This is a genomic window from Comamonas sp. GW821-FHT11H03, from assembly GCF_058807955.1.
This window is the reverse complement of the sequence record NZ_JBXARF010000001.1, coordinates 215,666-231,180: the sequence shown is the minus strand read 5'-3', so window position 1 is coordinate 231,180 and position 15,515 is coordinate 215,666. Positions and strand designations below refer to the sequence as shown.

Annotated in this window: 18 protein-coding genes; 14 read left to right on the top strand and 4 right to left on the bottom strand. The window is 61.2% G+C overall.

The annotated features are described in order from the left end of the window. Positions 1-133 precede the first annotated feature (133 nt). Positions 134-766 carry a LysE family transporter gene (locus AC1RTQ_RS01115; RefSeq protein WP_034366236.1) on the top strand — a complete coding sequence of 211 codons (633 nt, stop codon included), beginning with the start codon at positions 134-136 and terminating at the stop codon, positions 764-766. A gap of 132 nt (positions 767-898) precedes the next feature. After that, positions 899-1,363: a MaoC family dehydratase gene (locus AC1RTQ_RS01110; protein ID WP_409814871.1), complete on the top strand. Its 465-nt coding sequence runs from the start codon at positions 899-901 to the stop codon at positions 1,361-1,363. Positions 1,364-1,465: 102 nt separating this feature from the next. Here AC1RTQ_RS01110 and AC1RTQ_RS01105 read toward each other — a convergent pair whose 3' ends face one another. From AC1RTQ_RS01105 to AC1RTQ_RS01095, 3 genes are all read right to left on the bottom strand, one after another. Beyond that, a complete protein-coding gene (locus AC1RTQ_RS01105) occupies positions 1,466-1,840 on the bottom strand; it encodes a DUF4148 domain-containing protein (RefSeq protein WP_492873739.1) in 375 nt (124 codons plus the stop codon). An 87-nt stretch (positions 1,841-1,927) separates the two neighbouring features. After that, on the bottom strand, positions 1,928-2,422 hold the full coding sequence (gene trmL / locus AC1RTQ_RS01100) for a tRNA (uridine(34)/cytosine(34)/5-carboxymethylaminomethyluridine(34)-2'-O)-methyltransferase TrmL (protein ID WP_492873737.1): 495 nt from the start codon (positions 2,420-2,422) through the stop codon (positions 1,928-1,930). 70 nt (positions 2,423-2,492) lie between these two features. Beyond that, a complete protein-coding gene (locus AC1RTQ_RS01095) occupies positions 2,493-3,233 on the bottom strand; it encodes a phosphoribosyltransferase family protein (protein WP_492873735.1) in 741 nt (246 codons plus the stop codon). Positions 3,234-3,323: 90 nt separating this feature from the next. On the opposite strand from AC1RTQ_RS01095, the gene AC1RTQ_RS01090 reads away from it, so the two are divergent. From AC1RTQ_RS01090 to AC1RTQ_RS01060, 7 genes are all read left to right on the top strand, one after another. Continuing rightward, the gene (locus AC1RTQ_RS01090; protein WP_492873733.1) at positions 3,324-4,232 is read left to right on the top strand and encodes a class I SAM-dependent methyltransferase; all 909 of its coding nucleotides are present in this window, start codon (positions 3,324-3,326) and stop codon (positions 4,230-4,232) included. A 579-nt stretch (positions 4,233-4,811) separates the two neighbouring features. Continuing rightward, positions 4,812-6,386: a cytochrome c oxidase subunit II gene (gene coxB, locus AC1RTQ_RS01085; RefSeq protein ID WP_492873731.1), complete on the top strand. Its 1,575-nt coding sequence runs from the start codon at positions 4,812-4,814 to the stop codon at positions 6,384-6,386. 34 nt (positions 6,387-6,420) lie between these two features. Next, positions 6,421-8,064 (top strand): cytochrome c oxidase subunit I, encoded by a 1,644-nt coding sequence (gene ctaD, locus AC1RTQ_RS01080; RefSeq protein WP_034366217.1) that lies wholly within the window; start codon positions 6,421-6,423, stop codon positions 8,062-8,064. A gap of 10 nt (positions 8,065-8,074) precedes the next feature. Then, the gene (locus AC1RTQ_RS01075; RefSeq protein ID WP_232538029.1) at positions 8,075-8,185 is read left to right on the top strand and encodes a cytochrome oxidase small assembly protein; all 111 of its coding nucleotides are present in this window, start codon (positions 8,075-8,077) and stop codon (positions 8,183-8,185) included. A gap of 35 nt (positions 8,186-8,220) precedes the next feature. Next, on the top strand, positions 8,221-8,835 hold the full coding sequence (locus AC1RTQ_RS01070; RefSeq protein WP_302089205.1) for a cytochrome c oxidase assembly protein: 615 nt from the start codon (positions 8,221-8,223) through the stop codon (positions 8,833-8,835). Further along, positions 8,832-9,029 carry a DUF2970 domain-containing protein gene (locus tag AC1RTQ_RS01065; RefSeq protein WP_003051791.1) on the top strand — a complete coding sequence of 66 codons (198 nt, stop codon included), beginning with the start codon at positions 8,832-8,834 and terminating at the stop codon, positions 9,027-9,029. Before AC1RTQ_RS01070 ends, AC1RTQ_RS01065 begins: the two co-directional genes overlap by 4 nt. 88 nt (positions 9,030-9,117) lie before the next feature. Further along, positions 9,118-9,999 (top strand): cytochrome c oxidase subunit 3, encoded by an 882-nt coding sequence (locus AC1RTQ_RS01060; protein WP_302089206.1) that lies wholly within the window; start codon positions 9,118-9,120, stop codon positions 9,997-9,999. Positions 10,000-10,130: 131 nt separating this feature from the next. Here the strand turns inward: AC1RTQ_RS01060 and AC1RTQ_RS01055 are convergent, their stop codons facing one another. Further along, the gene (locus AC1RTQ_RS01055; RefSeq protein ID WP_302089207.1) at positions 10,131-10,373 is read right to left on the bottom strand and encodes a twin transmembrane helix small protein; all 243 of its coding nucleotides are present in this window, start codon (positions 10,371-10,373) and stop codon (positions 10,131-10,133) included. Between the two features lie 14 nt (positions 10,374-10,387). Between AC1RTQ_RS01055 and AC1RTQ_RS01050 the strand changes: the two genes are divergently transcribed. The 5 genes from AC1RTQ_RS01050 (at position 10,388) to AC1RTQ_RS01030 (ending at position 15,507) form a co-directional block, all read left to right on the top strand. Then, the gene (locus AC1RTQ_RS01050) at positions 10,388-11,200 is read left to right on the top strand and encodes an SURF1 family protein (RefSeq protein ID WP_492873728.1); all 813 of its coding nucleotides are present in this window, start codon (positions 10,388-10,390) and stop codon (positions 11,198-11,200) included. Next, complete coding sequence (locus tag AC1RTQ_RS01045; protein WP_492873726.1) at positions 11,136-11,885, top strand: redox-active disulfide-containing membrane protein; 750 nt, start codon at positions 11,136-11,138, stop codon at positions 11,883-11,885. Before AC1RTQ_RS01050 ends, AC1RTQ_RS01045 begins: the two co-directional genes overlap by 65 nt. 76 nt (positions 11,886-11,961) lie before the next feature. After that, positions 11,962-12,885: a heme o synthase gene (gene cyoE, locus AC1RTQ_RS01040; protein ID WP_304351127.1), complete on the top strand. Its 924-nt coding sequence runs from the start codon at positions 11,962-11,964 to the stop codon at positions 12,883-12,885. Positions 12,886-12,891: 6 nt separating this feature from the next. Beyond that, a complete protein-coding gene (locus AC1RTQ_RS01035) occupies positions 12,892-13,506 on the top strand; it encodes an SCO family protein (RefSeq protein ID WP_492873725.1) in 615 nt (204 codons plus the stop codon). 225 nt (positions 13,507-13,731) lie between these two features. Then, positions 13,732-15,507 (top strand): putative bifunctional diguanylate cyclase/phosphodiesterase, encoded by a 1,776-nt coding sequence (locus tag AC1RTQ_RS01030; protein ID WP_492873723.1) that lies wholly within the window; start codon positions 13,732-13,734, stop codon positions 15,505-15,507. The last annotated feature ends 8 nt before the right edge of the window (positions 15,508-15,515 follow it).

Below are 15,515 nucleotides of genomic sequence, written 5' to 3'. Positions count from 1 at the left end.
GACAGAAAAAAAAGGCACGAATGGTTATCTCGTGCTTATAGCGCCTGGTCAACCATGCGTCTGCAAGTTGACAGCGCAACTTTTAAGATAGGCGCTTTGTGACTGGCGCTGAAGATCGGCGTTTGGAGTGAGTATGGATCTGCACACCTGGTTTGCTTTTTTTGTGGCCTCCTGGATCATCGCGGTCTCCCCGGGGTCGGGGGCAGTGCTGTCCATGAGTCATGGCCTGTCCTACGGTGTGCGCAAGACCAGCGCCACCATCATGGGTCTGCAACTCGGGCTGCTGCTCATCTTGTTGATAGCAGGTGCCGGCGTGGGCTCGCTGCTCATGGCGTCCGAGTGGGCCTTCAATGCCGTCAAGATCGTGGGCGCTGGCTATCTGATCTATCTGGGCATCAGCCAGTGGCGTTCGGGCGGCTCGCCGCTGGCTGCGCAAGAGGCGGTGCCCGAGGCCAGTCTCAAAAAGCGCGTGCTGACGGGCTTTCTGACCAATGCCACCAATCCCAAGGGCATCATCTTCATGGTCGCCGTGCTGCCTCAGTTCATGACCACCAGCCGTCCTCTGGCCCCTCAGTTGGCCATTCTGGCCGTGACCATGCTGGCCGTGGACACCACGGTGATGCATAGCTATGCCGCAGGTGCCAGCGCCTTGCGTGGCCTGATGCGCAGCGCACGCGCCATGCGCAATCAGAACCGCGTGTTCGGCGGCCTGCTGATGGCCGTGGGCACAGGCCTGTTTTTTGTTCAGCGCTCCAGCGAAGCCTGAGCTGCTTTGAAAAGCATAGCTGCCAGCATATGAATACATTGAGCCAGCGGCATATTTGATCGACTCATCTAGGGTAAGCCCCTTGTCCCGCGTCAGACATGGCGCAGGGCAGGGGGCTTCTACATTGGGGGCATGAAAACCTTTCGCTCCTACTCCGAAGTGCTGGCCTCGATTGGGCAGGAAGTCGCCGTCAGCGACTGGATCACCATCACACAGGCCCAGATTCAAATGTTTGCTGATGCCACGGGCGATCAGCAATGGATTCATACCGATCCCGAGCGCGCAGCACAGGGGCCGTTCGGCGCGCCGATTGCCCATGGCTTTCTCACGCTGTCCCTGCTGCCTCAGTTTTTCGAAGGCACCTTCAAGATCGAAGGCGCCAAGATGGGGGTGAACTACGGGCTCAACCGTGTGCGCTTCATGGCCCCGGTGCCCGTCAACAGCCGCTTGCGGGCCCGCATGACATTGCAGGCGGCGGAGCGCATCGAGCCGGCCGGCATCCAGATGACCTGGCAGGTGACGGTGGAGCGCGAGGGCAGCGACAAGCCTGTGTGCGTGGCTGAGTCGCTGGCGCGCAGCTTTGGTGCTGAGGCCTGATTCGCGGCGTAATTTTCAAGCCATGAAAAAAGCCCCTTGGCTCGACCTTGGGGCTTTGTTATTGAGCCGCACCTTGCTCAGCAGGGTGCTGCGCAGGGGCTTTCATTCGCCATAGTTGTCCAGCAAACCGGCCTTGCCTGCGGCAATGGTTTCCTGGCGCACTTGCTCACGGCTGAGGTCGCTGGATTGCTGTTGCTGGGACAGAGGCAGATAGGCATCGCCAACGGGCTGCAACTGACCCCTGGCCATGGCGTCCTGCACCTGAGCCTTGACCTGGGCACGGGTCAGGGTGGACTGAGAGGCCACTTCGGGAGGATAGTGATCACCGGTGAATTCAAAGCCTGCGGCCTGTGCAGCGGCGGCGGACATGGCCAGGGTGGCAACGATGGCGAGGCGGTTGGCGTATTTCATGATTCGTCCTTTGGGTACATCGGGCCTGCAGTCCTGGCGGATATCGTCGGTCGGCTGCAAGTCCATGAGTCGTACTTTAGGACGATCTAATCGAGAGAAAAACCCCTTGTTGCGCAACTTATTGTTCCGAAAATAGAGACAATAAGCGGGAACTTAAAGAGCCGTCTTGGGCTCTGCAAGGGCAGCTCCCGCGAAGCCCTGCTGGCGCCAGGCTTCAAACACCGTCACGGCCACGGCATTGGATAGGTTCAGGCTGCGCTGAGATGCCAGCATGGGCAGGCGCAGTCGCTGCTCGTTGGGGAACTGGGCGCGCACCTCGGCTGGCAGTCCCTTGCTTTCAGAACCAAAGACCAGCCAGTCGCCCGCCTTGAATTCCATGGCATGGGCCGGACTGCTGCTGTGCGTGGTCATGGCAAACATGCGCTCGCGCTGCGGCTGACAGGTTTCGAGGAAAACGTCCCAACTGGCGTGGCGGGCCACATTGGCGTACTCGTGATAGTCCAGTCCGGCGCGGCGCATATGCCGGTCCTCCATGGAAAAGCCCAGCGGCTCGATCAGATGCAGGCTGCAGCCCGTATTGGCGGCCAGACGGATGACATTGCCCGTGTTGGGAGGGATCTCGGGCGCCACAAGAACGATATGAAACATGGGGCGCTATTGTGCAGCCCGGCTTTTACCCACGCTGCCGCCTCCGCAGTTCCAGACTGGCGAATATGGGTCAAGGAGCGCGTGCCAGCACGATGGCGCTGACCGATGCCGCGCCAGCCGACAGCAAGCTGCCTGCCAGCGCATCCAGCGTGGCACCGGTGGTCATCACGTCGTCGAGCAGCAAAATCTCCCGTCCTTTCACCAGAGCCTGTCGAGCCGGGGCGAGGCTGAAAATGCCGCGTAGCTGGCGCAGTCTTTGTTCCCGGCTGGAGACATGTTGGGGCAGCTCCAGATGTTGGCGTTGCACAGCCCCGCTCAGCAAGGGTAGAGGCCTGTCGTATTGCTCCGAGAGGGAGCGTGCCAGCAGCAGGCTGTGGTCAAAGCCGCGCTCGCGCACGCGCTGTGCGGAGGTCGGCATGGGCAGCAAGGCATCGCAGGCCCGCAACTGCTCCCTGACTTCGGGGTGACTGGCCATCAGCCTGCCCAGACTGCGCACCAACCCCAGATCGGCCTGAAATTTGTAGCGTGTGATGAGGTTTTGCCAGGGGTAGGCGTAGTCCAGCGCGGCGCTGCAGCGCTTGAGTCGGGGTGGTTGCTTGAGGCAGTTGCCGCAGAGGCTGACCAGAGCGGGCAGCGGCAGTGCACAGCTGTGGCAGCGGTGCTTGTGCTGAGCCCAGCGTGCATGGCAGTCGCGGCAGATGCGTGGCCCCGGCCAGCGTCCACAGACTGCGCACTGGCTGGGCAAGGTATCCAGCCAACGCTGCTGCTGGCGGCGAAGGTTTGAAAGCCATGTCGCATGAAGGTCGGGCATGGAATCAATATACTCGCGCCGCATTGATCTTCACTCCGGCAGTTGGTGAGCGGCTCGCTTGCTCGACTCTCTGCCTGCTTTTGTCTGCCCATGTCCCACGTCCTGCCTCCAACAATTGATTCTGCAGCTGCAAACCATTGGCAAATGGCCGCTCCGGCCGAATCCCCCTGGTTGCACGAAGAAGTGGCCAGTCGCATGCAGCAGCGCCTGGACTGGATAGTGAAGCCGCCTGAGAAATGGTGCCACTGGGAGCCGGTTCGCGGCGGCATGCAGGCTCACCATCTGCTGCGCGAGCGCTATCCGCAGGCCGAATGCACGTTCTATGAACCCGTAGCCCGCCGCGAGGCCGTGGCCCAGGACAAGCTCGGCAGCCGCTGGTGGCAGCTCTCGCGCTGGAAGGGGGCTGCCGTGCAGATGGGGGCGCCTGCAGATGCCAGCATGGACATGCTCTGGGCCAATATGCTGCTGCATACGGCCGCCGATCCGCAGACCCTGATCGAGCGCTGGCACAAGGCGCTCAAGGTCGACGGCTATGTCATGTTCTCCTGCCTCGGGCCGGATACGGTGCAGCAACTGCATCGGCTCTACGCCGAACTGGGCTGGGGCCCGGCAGGTCATACGTTTACCGATATGCATGACTGGGGCGACATGCTGGTGCATTCCGGCTTTGCCGAACCGGTGATGGACATGGAGCGCATCACCCTGACCTTTGCCACGCCGCAGCGTCTGTTGCAGGAGCTGCGCGAACTGGGCCGCAATCTGCACCCCGGGCGTTTTGCCGGCCTGCGCGGCCGTGGCTGGAAGGCCGAGCTGCTGCAGAAAATGGCGGAGCGCTGGGCCGACAAGCAGCCCGATGGCCAGCTCTCGCTGACCTTCGAGATCGTCTATGGCCACGCCTACAAACCGCAGCCCAAGCTGCGTCTGGAAGCCAACAGCGCCGTGTCGCTGCAAGACATGAAGGCCATGCTCAAGCAACCGCGCAACACGGGTTTGCGATAGCACATCTGTCGTTTTCCGGTCTTTGATTCGACACAAAGCTGCCTACAATTTCCCCAAGTTATTTCATCGATAGCAGCAATCCTTCGGGCTTCTCTCCTGCCTGAAGGAAAACAGACAGTGCGGTCCAAGCCGCCAGGGGAGATATCGGGTGTTTCGCTTTGCCAAGGGGACTGGCCAGCGGGTTCGACAGCGGCCGGTTTTCGTATTTCATCATCACCACAAGCCAGCCTTTTGCTGCGCTGACGCATCCCTGTGGCCGGCGGTTGTCGCGGTGCCGGGGCGTCCCATCTTCTCCCCTTCTGTCTTGGCTGCCAGGCCAGTTGCAGCCATGTCCGGCACTTGCCGTGAGATGCGCTTGCCAGTACGAGTTTCAAGTCCGGTCAGGCCCGCTTGCGCAAGGTCGATTGGCATGGGTTTCCGGTACATGCATTAGTGAATGCGCGCAGACAGTGCTATCAAATTCTGGGGCATGCTGCGTTGAAGTTCGCGAGGTAGTGTGAGTGTCACAGCCTTCTGGCCAGCCAAGGCAGAAGCGGTGTGAGCGAGTGGACAACTGAGGCTTAGAGGTAAGTGAAAACGATGAAAAACATTTCCACCAAGCTGGTTCCCTGGAGTATGGCCTTGGCGGCGTGGGGTAGTTCCATGGCCTATGCGGCGCAGGATCTGCCGGGAGGCCCTGCCGTCAACCAGCTCAATCTGCATCCGCCTGTGACACGCATTGCCGTGGAACAGCACTGGCTGCACTGGATGATGCTCATCATCTGCACGGTGATCTTCATCGCGGTGTTCGGGGTGATGTTCTATTCCATCTGGAAGCACCGCAAATCCCAGGGTGCCAAGGCCGCGAACTTCCATGAATCGGTCAAGGTGGAAGTGGCCTGGACGGTGGCTCCCTTCATCATCGTGATTCTGATGGCGTTGCCCGCCACCAAGGTGCTGGTGGCACAGAAGGACACGACCAATGCCGACCTCACCATCAAGGCCACCGGCTATCAGTGGAAGTGGGGCTATGACTATCTGAGCGGCGAGGGTGAAGGCCTGGGCTTTGTGTCCACGCTGGACAACGCCCAGCGCCAGATGTCCAACAGCGGCGATGTGAGCAAGGCGCCCAACGACTACCTGCTCAGGGTCGACAACCCGCTGGTCGTGCCCGTGGGCAAGAAGGTGCGCATCATCACCACGGCCAACGATGTGATCCACTCCTTCATGGTGCCGGCCTTTGGCATCAAGCAGGACGCGATTCCCGGCTTTGTGCGCGATACCTGGTTCAAGGCCGAGAAGACCGGCGACTACTACGGCCAGTGTGCCGAGCTGTGCGGCAAGGAGCATGCCTACATGCCCATCCATGTGAAGGTGCTGTCTGCCGAAGACTACAGCGCCTGGGTGGCCGAAGCAAAGAAGAAGCTGGCCGCCAAGGCCGATGATCCGAACAAGGTCTGGGTGCTGGCCGATCTGGTGGCACGTGGCGAAAAAGTCTATGCCGCCAACTGCGCTGCCTGCCACCAGGCCAATGGCAAGGGAGCCGGTCCCATCAAGCCGCTGGACGGCAGTCCCGTGGTGCTGGGCCCCACGGCCGACATGATGCATGCCGTGCTCGAAGGCCGCGCCAACGGTGCCATGCCGGCCTGGAAGCAACTGAGCGACACCGAACTGGCCGCAGTGGTGACCTTTGCCAAGAACCATTGGAGCAACCAGACCGGCCAGCTGGTGCAGCCCGCCCAGTTCGTGGCTGCGCGTGGCGGCAAGTTCCCTGAAGGCGGGGGTAGTGCTGCCCCCGCAGCTCCTGCTGCCGACTCTGCCGCCCCTGCGCAAGGTGCAGCCGCTGCTGCCAGCGACGCCGGCCCATATCAAGTCTTTTTCGAGACCGGCAAGAGCGTGCTGGACGACAAGGCTCAGGCTGCGGTGAAGAAGGCGGCCGAGTACTGGAGTGCCCACAAGGACGGCAAGATTGCTCTGTCGGGCTTTGTGGACTCCACCGGCAACGCCGACAAGAACGCGGAGCTGGCCAAGGAGCGAGCCAAGGCGGTGGCCAAGCTGCTGGAGGACAGCGGCATTGCCGGTGACCGCATCGAGCTGCGCAAGCCCGAGACCATCACGGCTGCGGCAGGCGCGGACCAGCAGGCACGCCGTGTTGACATCACGGCCGCGAAGTAAGCCCCGGGTATAGAGATCGATTGGAGAAAAGAATATGAGCGCCGTAGTTCCTCCCGTCCACACCCACGAGGGCCATGGTCACGACCATGGGCATGACGACCATCACCACGCCATGCCGTCGGGCTGGCGCCGTTGGCTGTTTGCCACCAATCACAAGGACATCGGCACGATGTACTTGCTGTTCTCCTTCACCATGCTGATGGTGGGAGGCATTCTGGCCATGTTGATCCGTGCTGAGCTCTTCGAGCCCGGTCTGCAGATCGTCAACCCCGAGCTGTTCAACCAGCTCACCACCATGCACGGCCTGATCATGGTGTTCGGCGCCATCATGCCGGCCTTCGTGGGCTTCGCGAACTGGATGCTGCCGCTGCAGATCGGTGCGTCCGACATGGCGTTTGCGCGCATGAACAACTTCAGCTTCTGGCTGCTGATTCCTGCCGGCATCATGCTGGTGGGCTCGTTCTTCATGCCCGGTGGTGCGCCGGCGGCTGGCTGGACGCTGTATGCGCCGCTGACGCTGCAGATGGGTCCGTCCATGGACACCAGCATCTTTGCCATGCACATCATGGGCGCCAGCTCCATCATGGGCGCGATCAACATCATCGTCACCATTCTGAACATGCGCGCGCCCGGCATGACGCTGATGAAGATGCCGCTGTTTGCCTGGACCTGGCTGATCACCGCCTATCTGCTGATCGCCGTGATGCCGGTGCTGGCCGGCGCCATCACCATGACGCTGACCGACCGCCACTTCGGCACCAGCTTCTTCAATCCTGCGGGCGGCGGCGATCCGGTGATGTACCAGCACATCTTCTGGTTCTTCGGCCACCCCGAGGTCTACATCATGATCTTGCCGGCCTTCGGCATCGTCAGCCAGATCGTGCCCGCCTTCAGTCGCAAGAAGCTGTTTGGCTACACCTCCATGGTCTATGCCGTGGCGGCCATTGCCATCCTGTCCTTCATCGTCTGGGCGCACCACATGTTCACCACGGGCATGCCGGTCACGGGGCAGCTGTTCTTCATGTATGCGACCATGCTGATCTCCGTGCCCACGGCCGTGAAGGTGTTCAACTGGACAGCCACCATGTGGCGCGGCTCCATGAGCTTTGAAACCCCGATGCTGTTCGCCGTGGGCTTCATCTTCGTGTTCACCATGGGCGGCTTCACGGGACTGATACTGTCCATGGCGCCCATCGACATCCAGCTGCAGGACACCTATTACGTGGTGGCCCACTTTCACTATGTGCTGGTGGCCGGTTCGCTGTTCTCCATGTTTGCCGGCTATTACTACTGGTCGCCTAAGTGGACGGGCGTGATGTATTCCGAAACGCGCGGCCGCATTCATTTCTGGGGCTCGCTGATCTTCTTCAACATCACTTTCTTCCCCATGCACTTCCTGGGTCTGGCCGGCATGCCGCGTCGCTATGCCGACTACCCCATGCAGTTCGCCGACTTCAACATGATTGCCTCCCTGGGCGGTTTTGGCTTCGGCCTGATGCAGGTCTATTTCTTCGTGTTCGTCGTCTGGCCCGCGATGCGCGGTCACGGCGAAAAAGCGCCGCAAAAGCCCTGGGAAGCGGCCGAAGGCCTGGAATGGGAAGTGCCTTCGCCCGCTCCGTTCCACACCTTCGAGACGCCACCCAAGCTCGATGAAACCGCCACCAAGGTGATCGGCTGAGGAGGCGCGCATGACGACACAGGAGCAACGCAAGGCGAACCTGAGGCTGGGACTGATCCTTGCCTCCACGGCTGCCGTGTTCTTTATCGGCTTTGTGGTGAAGATGGCCTGGCTGCATTGAGCCAGCCCGATGGCAACTGAGTGGAGGAGCTTGAGGTGAGCATAGCCAAGGAAAACGCGAAGATGGTGGGCAAGCTGGCGATCGTTGCCCTGGGCATGTTTGCGTTCGGCTATGTGCTCATTCCCATCTACAAGCATATCTGCGAGCTGACGGGCATCAACATCCTGTCGCTGTCCGAAAAACAGGTGCCCGGTGCCGGCGTGGCGGGCCGCGACGTGAAGCTTCCGCCCAACAGCCAGATCGATACCAGCCGCACCATCACCGTGGAGTTCGATGCCAATGCACGCGGGCCCTGGGACTTCAAGCCGGCCAAGCGTTCGGTGCAGGTGCACCCCGGCGAGCTCGCCACGGTGATGTATGAGTTTCAGAACGTGCAGAACCGCCGCATGGCCGCCCAGGCGATCCCTAGTTACGCACCACGCCAGGCTACGGCTTTCTTCAACAAGATGGAGTGTTTCTGCTTTTCGCAATACACGTTGGAGCCTGGTGAAAAGCGTGAATGGCCGGTGGCCTTTGTCATCGATCCGCGCATCTCCAAGGACGTGAAGACCATCACGCTGTCCTACACATTCTTCGAGGTGGGAGGCAAGACCCCCGCAGCGCCCGAAGGCAGCACGGCTGCAGCCGTCACACAAGGAGGCAGCTCATGACGCAGGACGCAAAGAAGACCGGATTTTGGCGCAGCATTGTTGCCGTCGCCTGGGCCATGCTGGGCGTGCGCAAGGGCAAGGAGTACGAAAAGGATTTCGCCAGCATCACGCCGCTGCATGTGATTGCCGTGGGGCTGGTAGCGATTTTTGCCTTGGTATTAGCGTTGATATGGATCGTTAACCTGGTCGTTTAGCCTTGGCTGAAACAGGTGTGGCGAATGCAGTGCAAGTGATAGTGGAGCGTCGGTCAAAACAACGATCAACAGAGTCAGGAGCCGAGTGATGAGTGCAACCCCGCAGGGCGCAACCCCTTACTACTATGTGCCAGCCGAATCCAGCCATCCCGTGATGGCTGCCATAGGTCTGTTCTTTGTGATTCTGGGTGCAGGCACCTGGATCAATGGTCACGGATGGGGAATGTATTCCCTGTTCGTCGGTCTGGTCTGGTGGCTGTCCGTGCTGTTCGTCTGGTTCCGCGATGCAGCGCGCGAAAGCGAGGCCGGGCTCAACAGCCGCAAGATCGACCTGTCCTATCGCTGGAGCATGAGCTGGTTCATCTTCTCGGAGGTGATGTTTTTCGGCGCCTTCTTCACCGCGCTGTGGTGGGCGCGCGCGCACTCGGTGCCGGTGTTGGGCAGTCTGGCCAATGAGCTGCTGTGGCCCAACTTCCAGGCCGTGTGGCCCAGCGTGGCCCCCGGTACCACGGCGTCGCCCGCGAATATTGTCGAGCCCTTCAAGACGGTGGGCCCGTTCTGGCTGCCCACCATCAACACGGCGCTGCTGCTGACTTCGGGCGTGACGCTGACCATCGCCCACCATGCGCTGCAGGTCAACCACCGCGCGCGCTGCATCGGCTTCATGTGGGTGACGGTGATTCTGGGCTTTGTCTTCCTGTGCGTGCAGGGCTACGAGTACCACCATCTCTACAACGACTACAACCTCAAGCTCAACTCCGGCGTTTTCGGCTCGACCTTCTACATGCTGACGGGCTTTCACGGCTTCCACGTGCTGGTGGGCATGCTGATGCTGTTCTTCATCACCATCCGCCTGATGAAGGGCGACTTTACCGACAAGCACCACTTTGGCTTCGAAGGCGCGGCCTGGTACTGGCACTTTGTGGACGTGGTCTGGGTCTTTCTTTACATCCTCGTGTACTGGATGTAAGACTCTCAAAAATAGAAGCGTCTTGCGCAAGACCAGCATGGATTTCAGCATCAAACAATGCTGAATCCATTGAATGGCAAGCGCAAGGCGCTTTTGTTTTAGGAGCGCTGAAAAGCGCTGCACGAAAGCGGCTACTGCCCGGGCTGCCATCCCGTGGGCTGTATCCAGCCCAGCTTGGCCGCCATCAGAACGCAGAGAAACAATGCAATCGACAAAGCCACGCGAAGGGCGAGGGCGCGGAACATCTTGCGGCTGCGCTCGGCATCGTCGGCCTGCGAGCTTTCGCCGCCATCGCCCCTGCGCATCATGAAGAACAGCGCACTGCCAAGGCTCGCCAAAATGGCGAGAAAGGCGAGAATGATCACGAATTTCATGAACGGATTATCTGGTGCGCATGTCCCGATTTCCAGACCTCTGGCGGTTTCTACTGATTTCTGCGGCGGCCTTGATCTGCGTGGCCGTCACTGCGTCGCTGGGCTTTTGGCAACTGGGCCGGGCCGCGCAGAAACAGGCTGTTTTCGATGCCATCACGCGCCAGCAGGCGCTGCAGCCCTGGCATAACGCAGAGCTGGCCGCCGAAGTGTCTCTGGCGGCAGACTCCGCCGGCGAAGCGCGCAAGGCGCATCTGCTGCATAGGCCCGTGCAACTGCAAGGCCAGTGGCTGGCCGAGCAGACCCTCTTTCTGGACAACCGCCAGATGCAGGGCCGCGCCGGCTTCTATGTACTCACGCCCTTCAGGCTGAGCGCTCCTCATGAACACACGGTGGTCATCGTGCAGCGTGGCTGGGTGCCGCGCAACTTCATGGACCGCACGGTTCTGCCCGAGGTGCAGACCCCTGCAGGCCTGGTCGGTATCGAGGGCCGACTGGAAGCGCCGCCCTCCAGGCTGATGGAGCTGGAAGCCGCCCATGGCGGGGCAGACCCTGATGAGCAAAAGTCGCGCATCCGACAGAATGCAGACATCGCACTGTGGGCGCAGCAAAGCGGCTTGCCGCTGCTGGCCCTGAGCGTGGTGCAAGGCGGCGGCGCCAGCGAAGGCTTGCAGCGCGACTGGCCGCAGATCAATGCCGGGGTGCAAAAGCACTACGGCTATGCTTTTCAGTGGTTCGGACTCAGTGTCTTGGTGGTGTTGCTCTATGTCTGGTTTCAACTCGTCCGACGCTTTTACCCCCGCCGCCGTGCAGCGCAGCCCGAGGGATGAACCGCTGAGCTTTGCTGTCCACAGCCTGCCCGATCCCGCGCAAAGCCGCACACAGCAGGCGCTGCTGGCGCGCAGCGGTCGCTGGAAGATGCTGGCCGTGCTGCTGGTCTGTGCGGCGCCGGTGCTGGCCTCCTACTTCACCTACTACGTGTTGCGCCCCTCGCAGCAGCGCAGCTATGGCGAGCTGATTGCCGAGCAGCCCGGCCTGCCCGATGTGCAGGCGCAGACGCTGGACGGGCGCAGCGTGAATCTGAACAGCCTCAAGGGCCAGTGGCTGCTGTTGAGCACCAGTGCCGGCGATTGCGGGCAGCGCTGTCAGGAACATCTCTACCTGCAGCGCCAGCTGCGTGAAACCCTGGGCCGTGAAAAGGACCGGCTGGACTGGGTCTGGCTCATCAACGACCAGCAGCCCGTGCCTGAAAAAATCCTGCCTGCTGCCGAGCAAGCCATAACGGTACGTGTGCCCGCTGCAGTCATCGGCAACTGGCTCAAGCCCGAGACCGGGCATGCACTGGACGAGCATCTGTATGTGGTCGATCCGCAGGGCCACTGGATGATGCGCTTTCCTGCAAGCATGGACAAAGCTGCAGCCGGCAAGGCCAAGCGCGATCTGGAACGGTTGCTGCGCGCCTCTGCCTCATGGGACGAGGCCGGGCGAGCTACGGCCGATGCAGCAAAGAAATAGGTGTTGAAGCCGGCATTAGCCTGCTTTCGCAAAGCACATTACCGGCCATCTGGTTCATCGTCAGCGAGGAGGGCGCATGCAGGCAGAAATCTCGGATTTGAAAGGTGCTGTTCCAGACTCGATGGCGGCTTCTTCGCGCTGGGCACAGTACCACGCGCTGACCAAGCCCAAGGTGGTGCAGCTCATCGTCTTCTGCGCCTTCATCGGCATGGTGCTGGCCGTGCCGGGCGTTCCCGGCTGGCAGGATTGGGGCCGCATGCTGGCGGCCTGTGCCGGCATCTGGCTGGTTGCGGCAGCGGCAGCGGCGTTCAACTGCCTGGTCGAGCGCAGCATCGATGCACGCATGAAGCGCACGGCCTGGCGGCCCACGGCGCGCGGCGAGCTCTCGCATTCCCAGGCCTTGCTGTTTTCGGCCTTGCTGTGCGCTGCAGGTGCCGCCATCTTGCTGCTGGCCGTGAATGCTCTCACGCTGTGGCTGACGCTGGCCACCTTCATTGGTTACGCAGTGATTTATACCCTGGTGCTCAAACCTTTGACGCCGCAGAACATCGTCATCGGCGGGGCATCGGGTGCCATGCCGCCCGTGCTGGGCTGGGCCGCGATGACGGGGCAGGTAGGGCATGAAGCCCTGCTGCTTTTTCTCATCATCTTTCTCTGGACGCCGCCGCATTTCTGGGCGCTGGCGCTGTACCGTGTCGAGGACTACCGCCGCGCCGGCCTGCCCATGCTGCCGGTCACGCATGGCAATGCCTTCACGCGACTGCAGGTGTTTCTCTATACCCTGGTGCTGTTTGCCGGCTGTCTGCTGCCTTTTGTGGTGGGAATGAGCGGCTATTTCTACCTTTTTGCCGCAGTGATTCTGGGGTTGGGCTTTTGCGGTTATGGTTGGGCACTGCTGCGCAACTACTCGGATGCGCTGGCACGCAAGACCTTCCGCTTTTCCCTGATCCATCTGAGCCTGCTGTTTGCAGCGCTGCTGGTGGATCATTACCTAGCCTGACAGACCATGGATAAACGAGCTGTGCTGCGCGTACTCGGCGCTTTAGGCGCCGCAACAATGGCCGGTGCGGCCACATTGACATTGACTGCCTGCAAGGACGACAGCAAGCCCAAATTTCAGGGCGTGGATGTGACGGGCGCAGACTATGCCAAGGACATTCCGCTGACCGATGTCCACGGGAAAAAGCGCAGTCTCAAGGATTTCTCGGGCAAGGTGGTGGCCGTGTTCTTCGGTTACACCCAGTGCCCCGATGTCTGTCCCACCACGCTGCAGGAGCTGCTTGAAGTCAAGCAGGCGCTGGGCGCCGATGGCGACAAGCTGCAGGCCGTTTTTGTGTCGCTGGACCCCGAGCGTGATACGCCGGAGGTACTCAAGGCCTATCTGGCCAACTTCGACGAGAGCTTTGTGGGGCTCAGCGGTACGGCCGACGAAATTGCTGCCGTGGCCAAGGACTTCAAGATATTCTTCAAGAAGGTGCCAGGCAAGGTCGAAGGAACTTACACACTCGATCATTCGGCCGGTACCTATCTTTTCGATCCCCAGGGCCGGTTGCGCGTGTACGAGCGCTATGGCGCGGGACCGCAGTTGCTGACTCAGGACGTGAAGGCACTGCTGGGCTGAAGCGTTCGCGACCAGCAGCATTGGTCTCGGGTTCTGAAATTTATTGTTACATGTTGGTGTTTGATGTAGCGCAATGAGAGCGTGCGATGTCACGCGCATAGTGAGCGACTTCAAACACTTGGCAAGGCTCGATCCGGCTTCCTAGAGCTGGGCATGCAGGCCGGTGATGCAGCATGGGGAGTGGCTGCACGCAGGGACGCCAGAGTGGATATCTGGAGTCTGTGTATGGCCGAGTGCCCTTTTTCTTCAATGCTCAAACCGGTGTCTGAACCAGCGCTGGCGGACTGCCAGCGCCGGTTGCGACTGGCCATGTCGGCCTGGCAGGAGGGGGTGAGTCTTTCTGCCATGCTGAGCCGGCGTGAGCAGCAGGCGCTGGATGCGGCTCCGGATGGCATTTTGCTGGTGGACCGCGACGGGAACATCGTGACGGCCAATGCCGCCATGCAGGCCATTTCAGGCTATGGGCGCAGCGAGCTCGAAGGGCAGGCGCTGGACATGCTGCTGCCGCCAGAGTTCCAGGCCGGGCATGGTCATTACCTGCGCAGCTACTTTGCCCAGCCATCGCGCCGGCCCATGGGGCTTGGCGGTGTGCTGTGGCTGCAGCGCAAGCAGGGCAATGCCGTGCCGGTGGACATTGCTCTTGGCTATTTTGGCGATGACGACAAGGGCTTGGCCATAGCCTTTGTGCGCGATGTGACGGAGCTGCATCAGATGCAGCAACGCCTGAAGTTCCAGGCCACCAAGGACACCCTGACCGGCCTCAATAATCGCTGGCAATTCGGCCAGGAGTTGCAGGAGCGACTCAAGTTGGCGCAGGCCGACGGCGAAGCACTGGCCCTGCTGCAGCTGGATCTCGACAATTTCAAGGCCATCAATGACGGCTACGGACATGCAGCAGGCGATCAACTGCTGCGGGAGGTCGCCAGGCGGCTGAAGTCCCAGCTGCGCAGCGAGGGCGTGCTGGCACGCCTGGGTGGCGACGAATTCATGGTGCTGCTGGTGGGTGAGAATGCGGCCCGAGCCCGCTTCTGGAGCGAGCAGATACTGGCTGCGCTCTCCATCCCCTTCAAGCATGACGGGCTGGCGCTGGATTTTGGTGCCAGCGTGGGCATCGCCTTTTATCCCGACGATGCGCAGACCGGTGACGACCTGATGCGTTTCGCCGATATGGCAATGTACAGCGCCAAGGCTCAGGGGCGCGGCCATGCGGTGTTTTTCGAACCCGCCATGGGCAAGGAAATGGCCGAACGCGTGCAACTGGCCGAGCGCTTGCGCATGGCGCTCAGCTATGGCGGTTTGCAGCTGCACTACCAGCCTCAGGTCAAGGTCGAGAGCGACACAGTGGTGGCTGTTGAGGCCTTGCTGCGCTGGCATGATCCCTTGCTGGGCAATGTCAGCCCGACACGCTTTATTCCGGTGGCCGAGGCCTCGGGCCAGATCGTGGCTCTGGGCAACTATGTGCTCGACGCAGCCTGCAAGCAGATCGCTTTGTGGCTCAAGGCCGGTACGCCGCTGCGGGTTGCGGTCAATCTTTCTGCCTATCAACTGCGGCAGGTGAATCTTGTCGAGCATGTCAGCAGCTGTTTGCAGCGCTATCAGGTACCGCCGCAATGGCTGGAGCTGGAGGTGACCGAATCCCAGGCCATGATCAACCCGGCTCAGGGAAGCGAAGTGCTGCAGGAGCTGGCGCGGCTGGGAGTGACGATTGCGCTGGATGATTTCGGCACCGGCCATTCGTCATTGGCCTATCTTCAATATCTGCCGCTGCAGCGCGTCAAGCTGGGGCGGGAGTTTCTGTTTCCCTCGCCTTGCCGGGACAGACTGATGGGCGGCATTGTGCATATGGCCCATGCGCTGGATCTGGAGGTCGTGGCCGAAGGTGTCGAAGAGCTCGATCAGCTGCAGCTGCTGCGCGACATCGGCTGCGAGTTTTTCCAGGGCTGGCTGCATTCGCGCGCCATGCCCGCCGAGCAGGTGCAGGGCTGGCTGGCAGCGGTTTGATGATATTG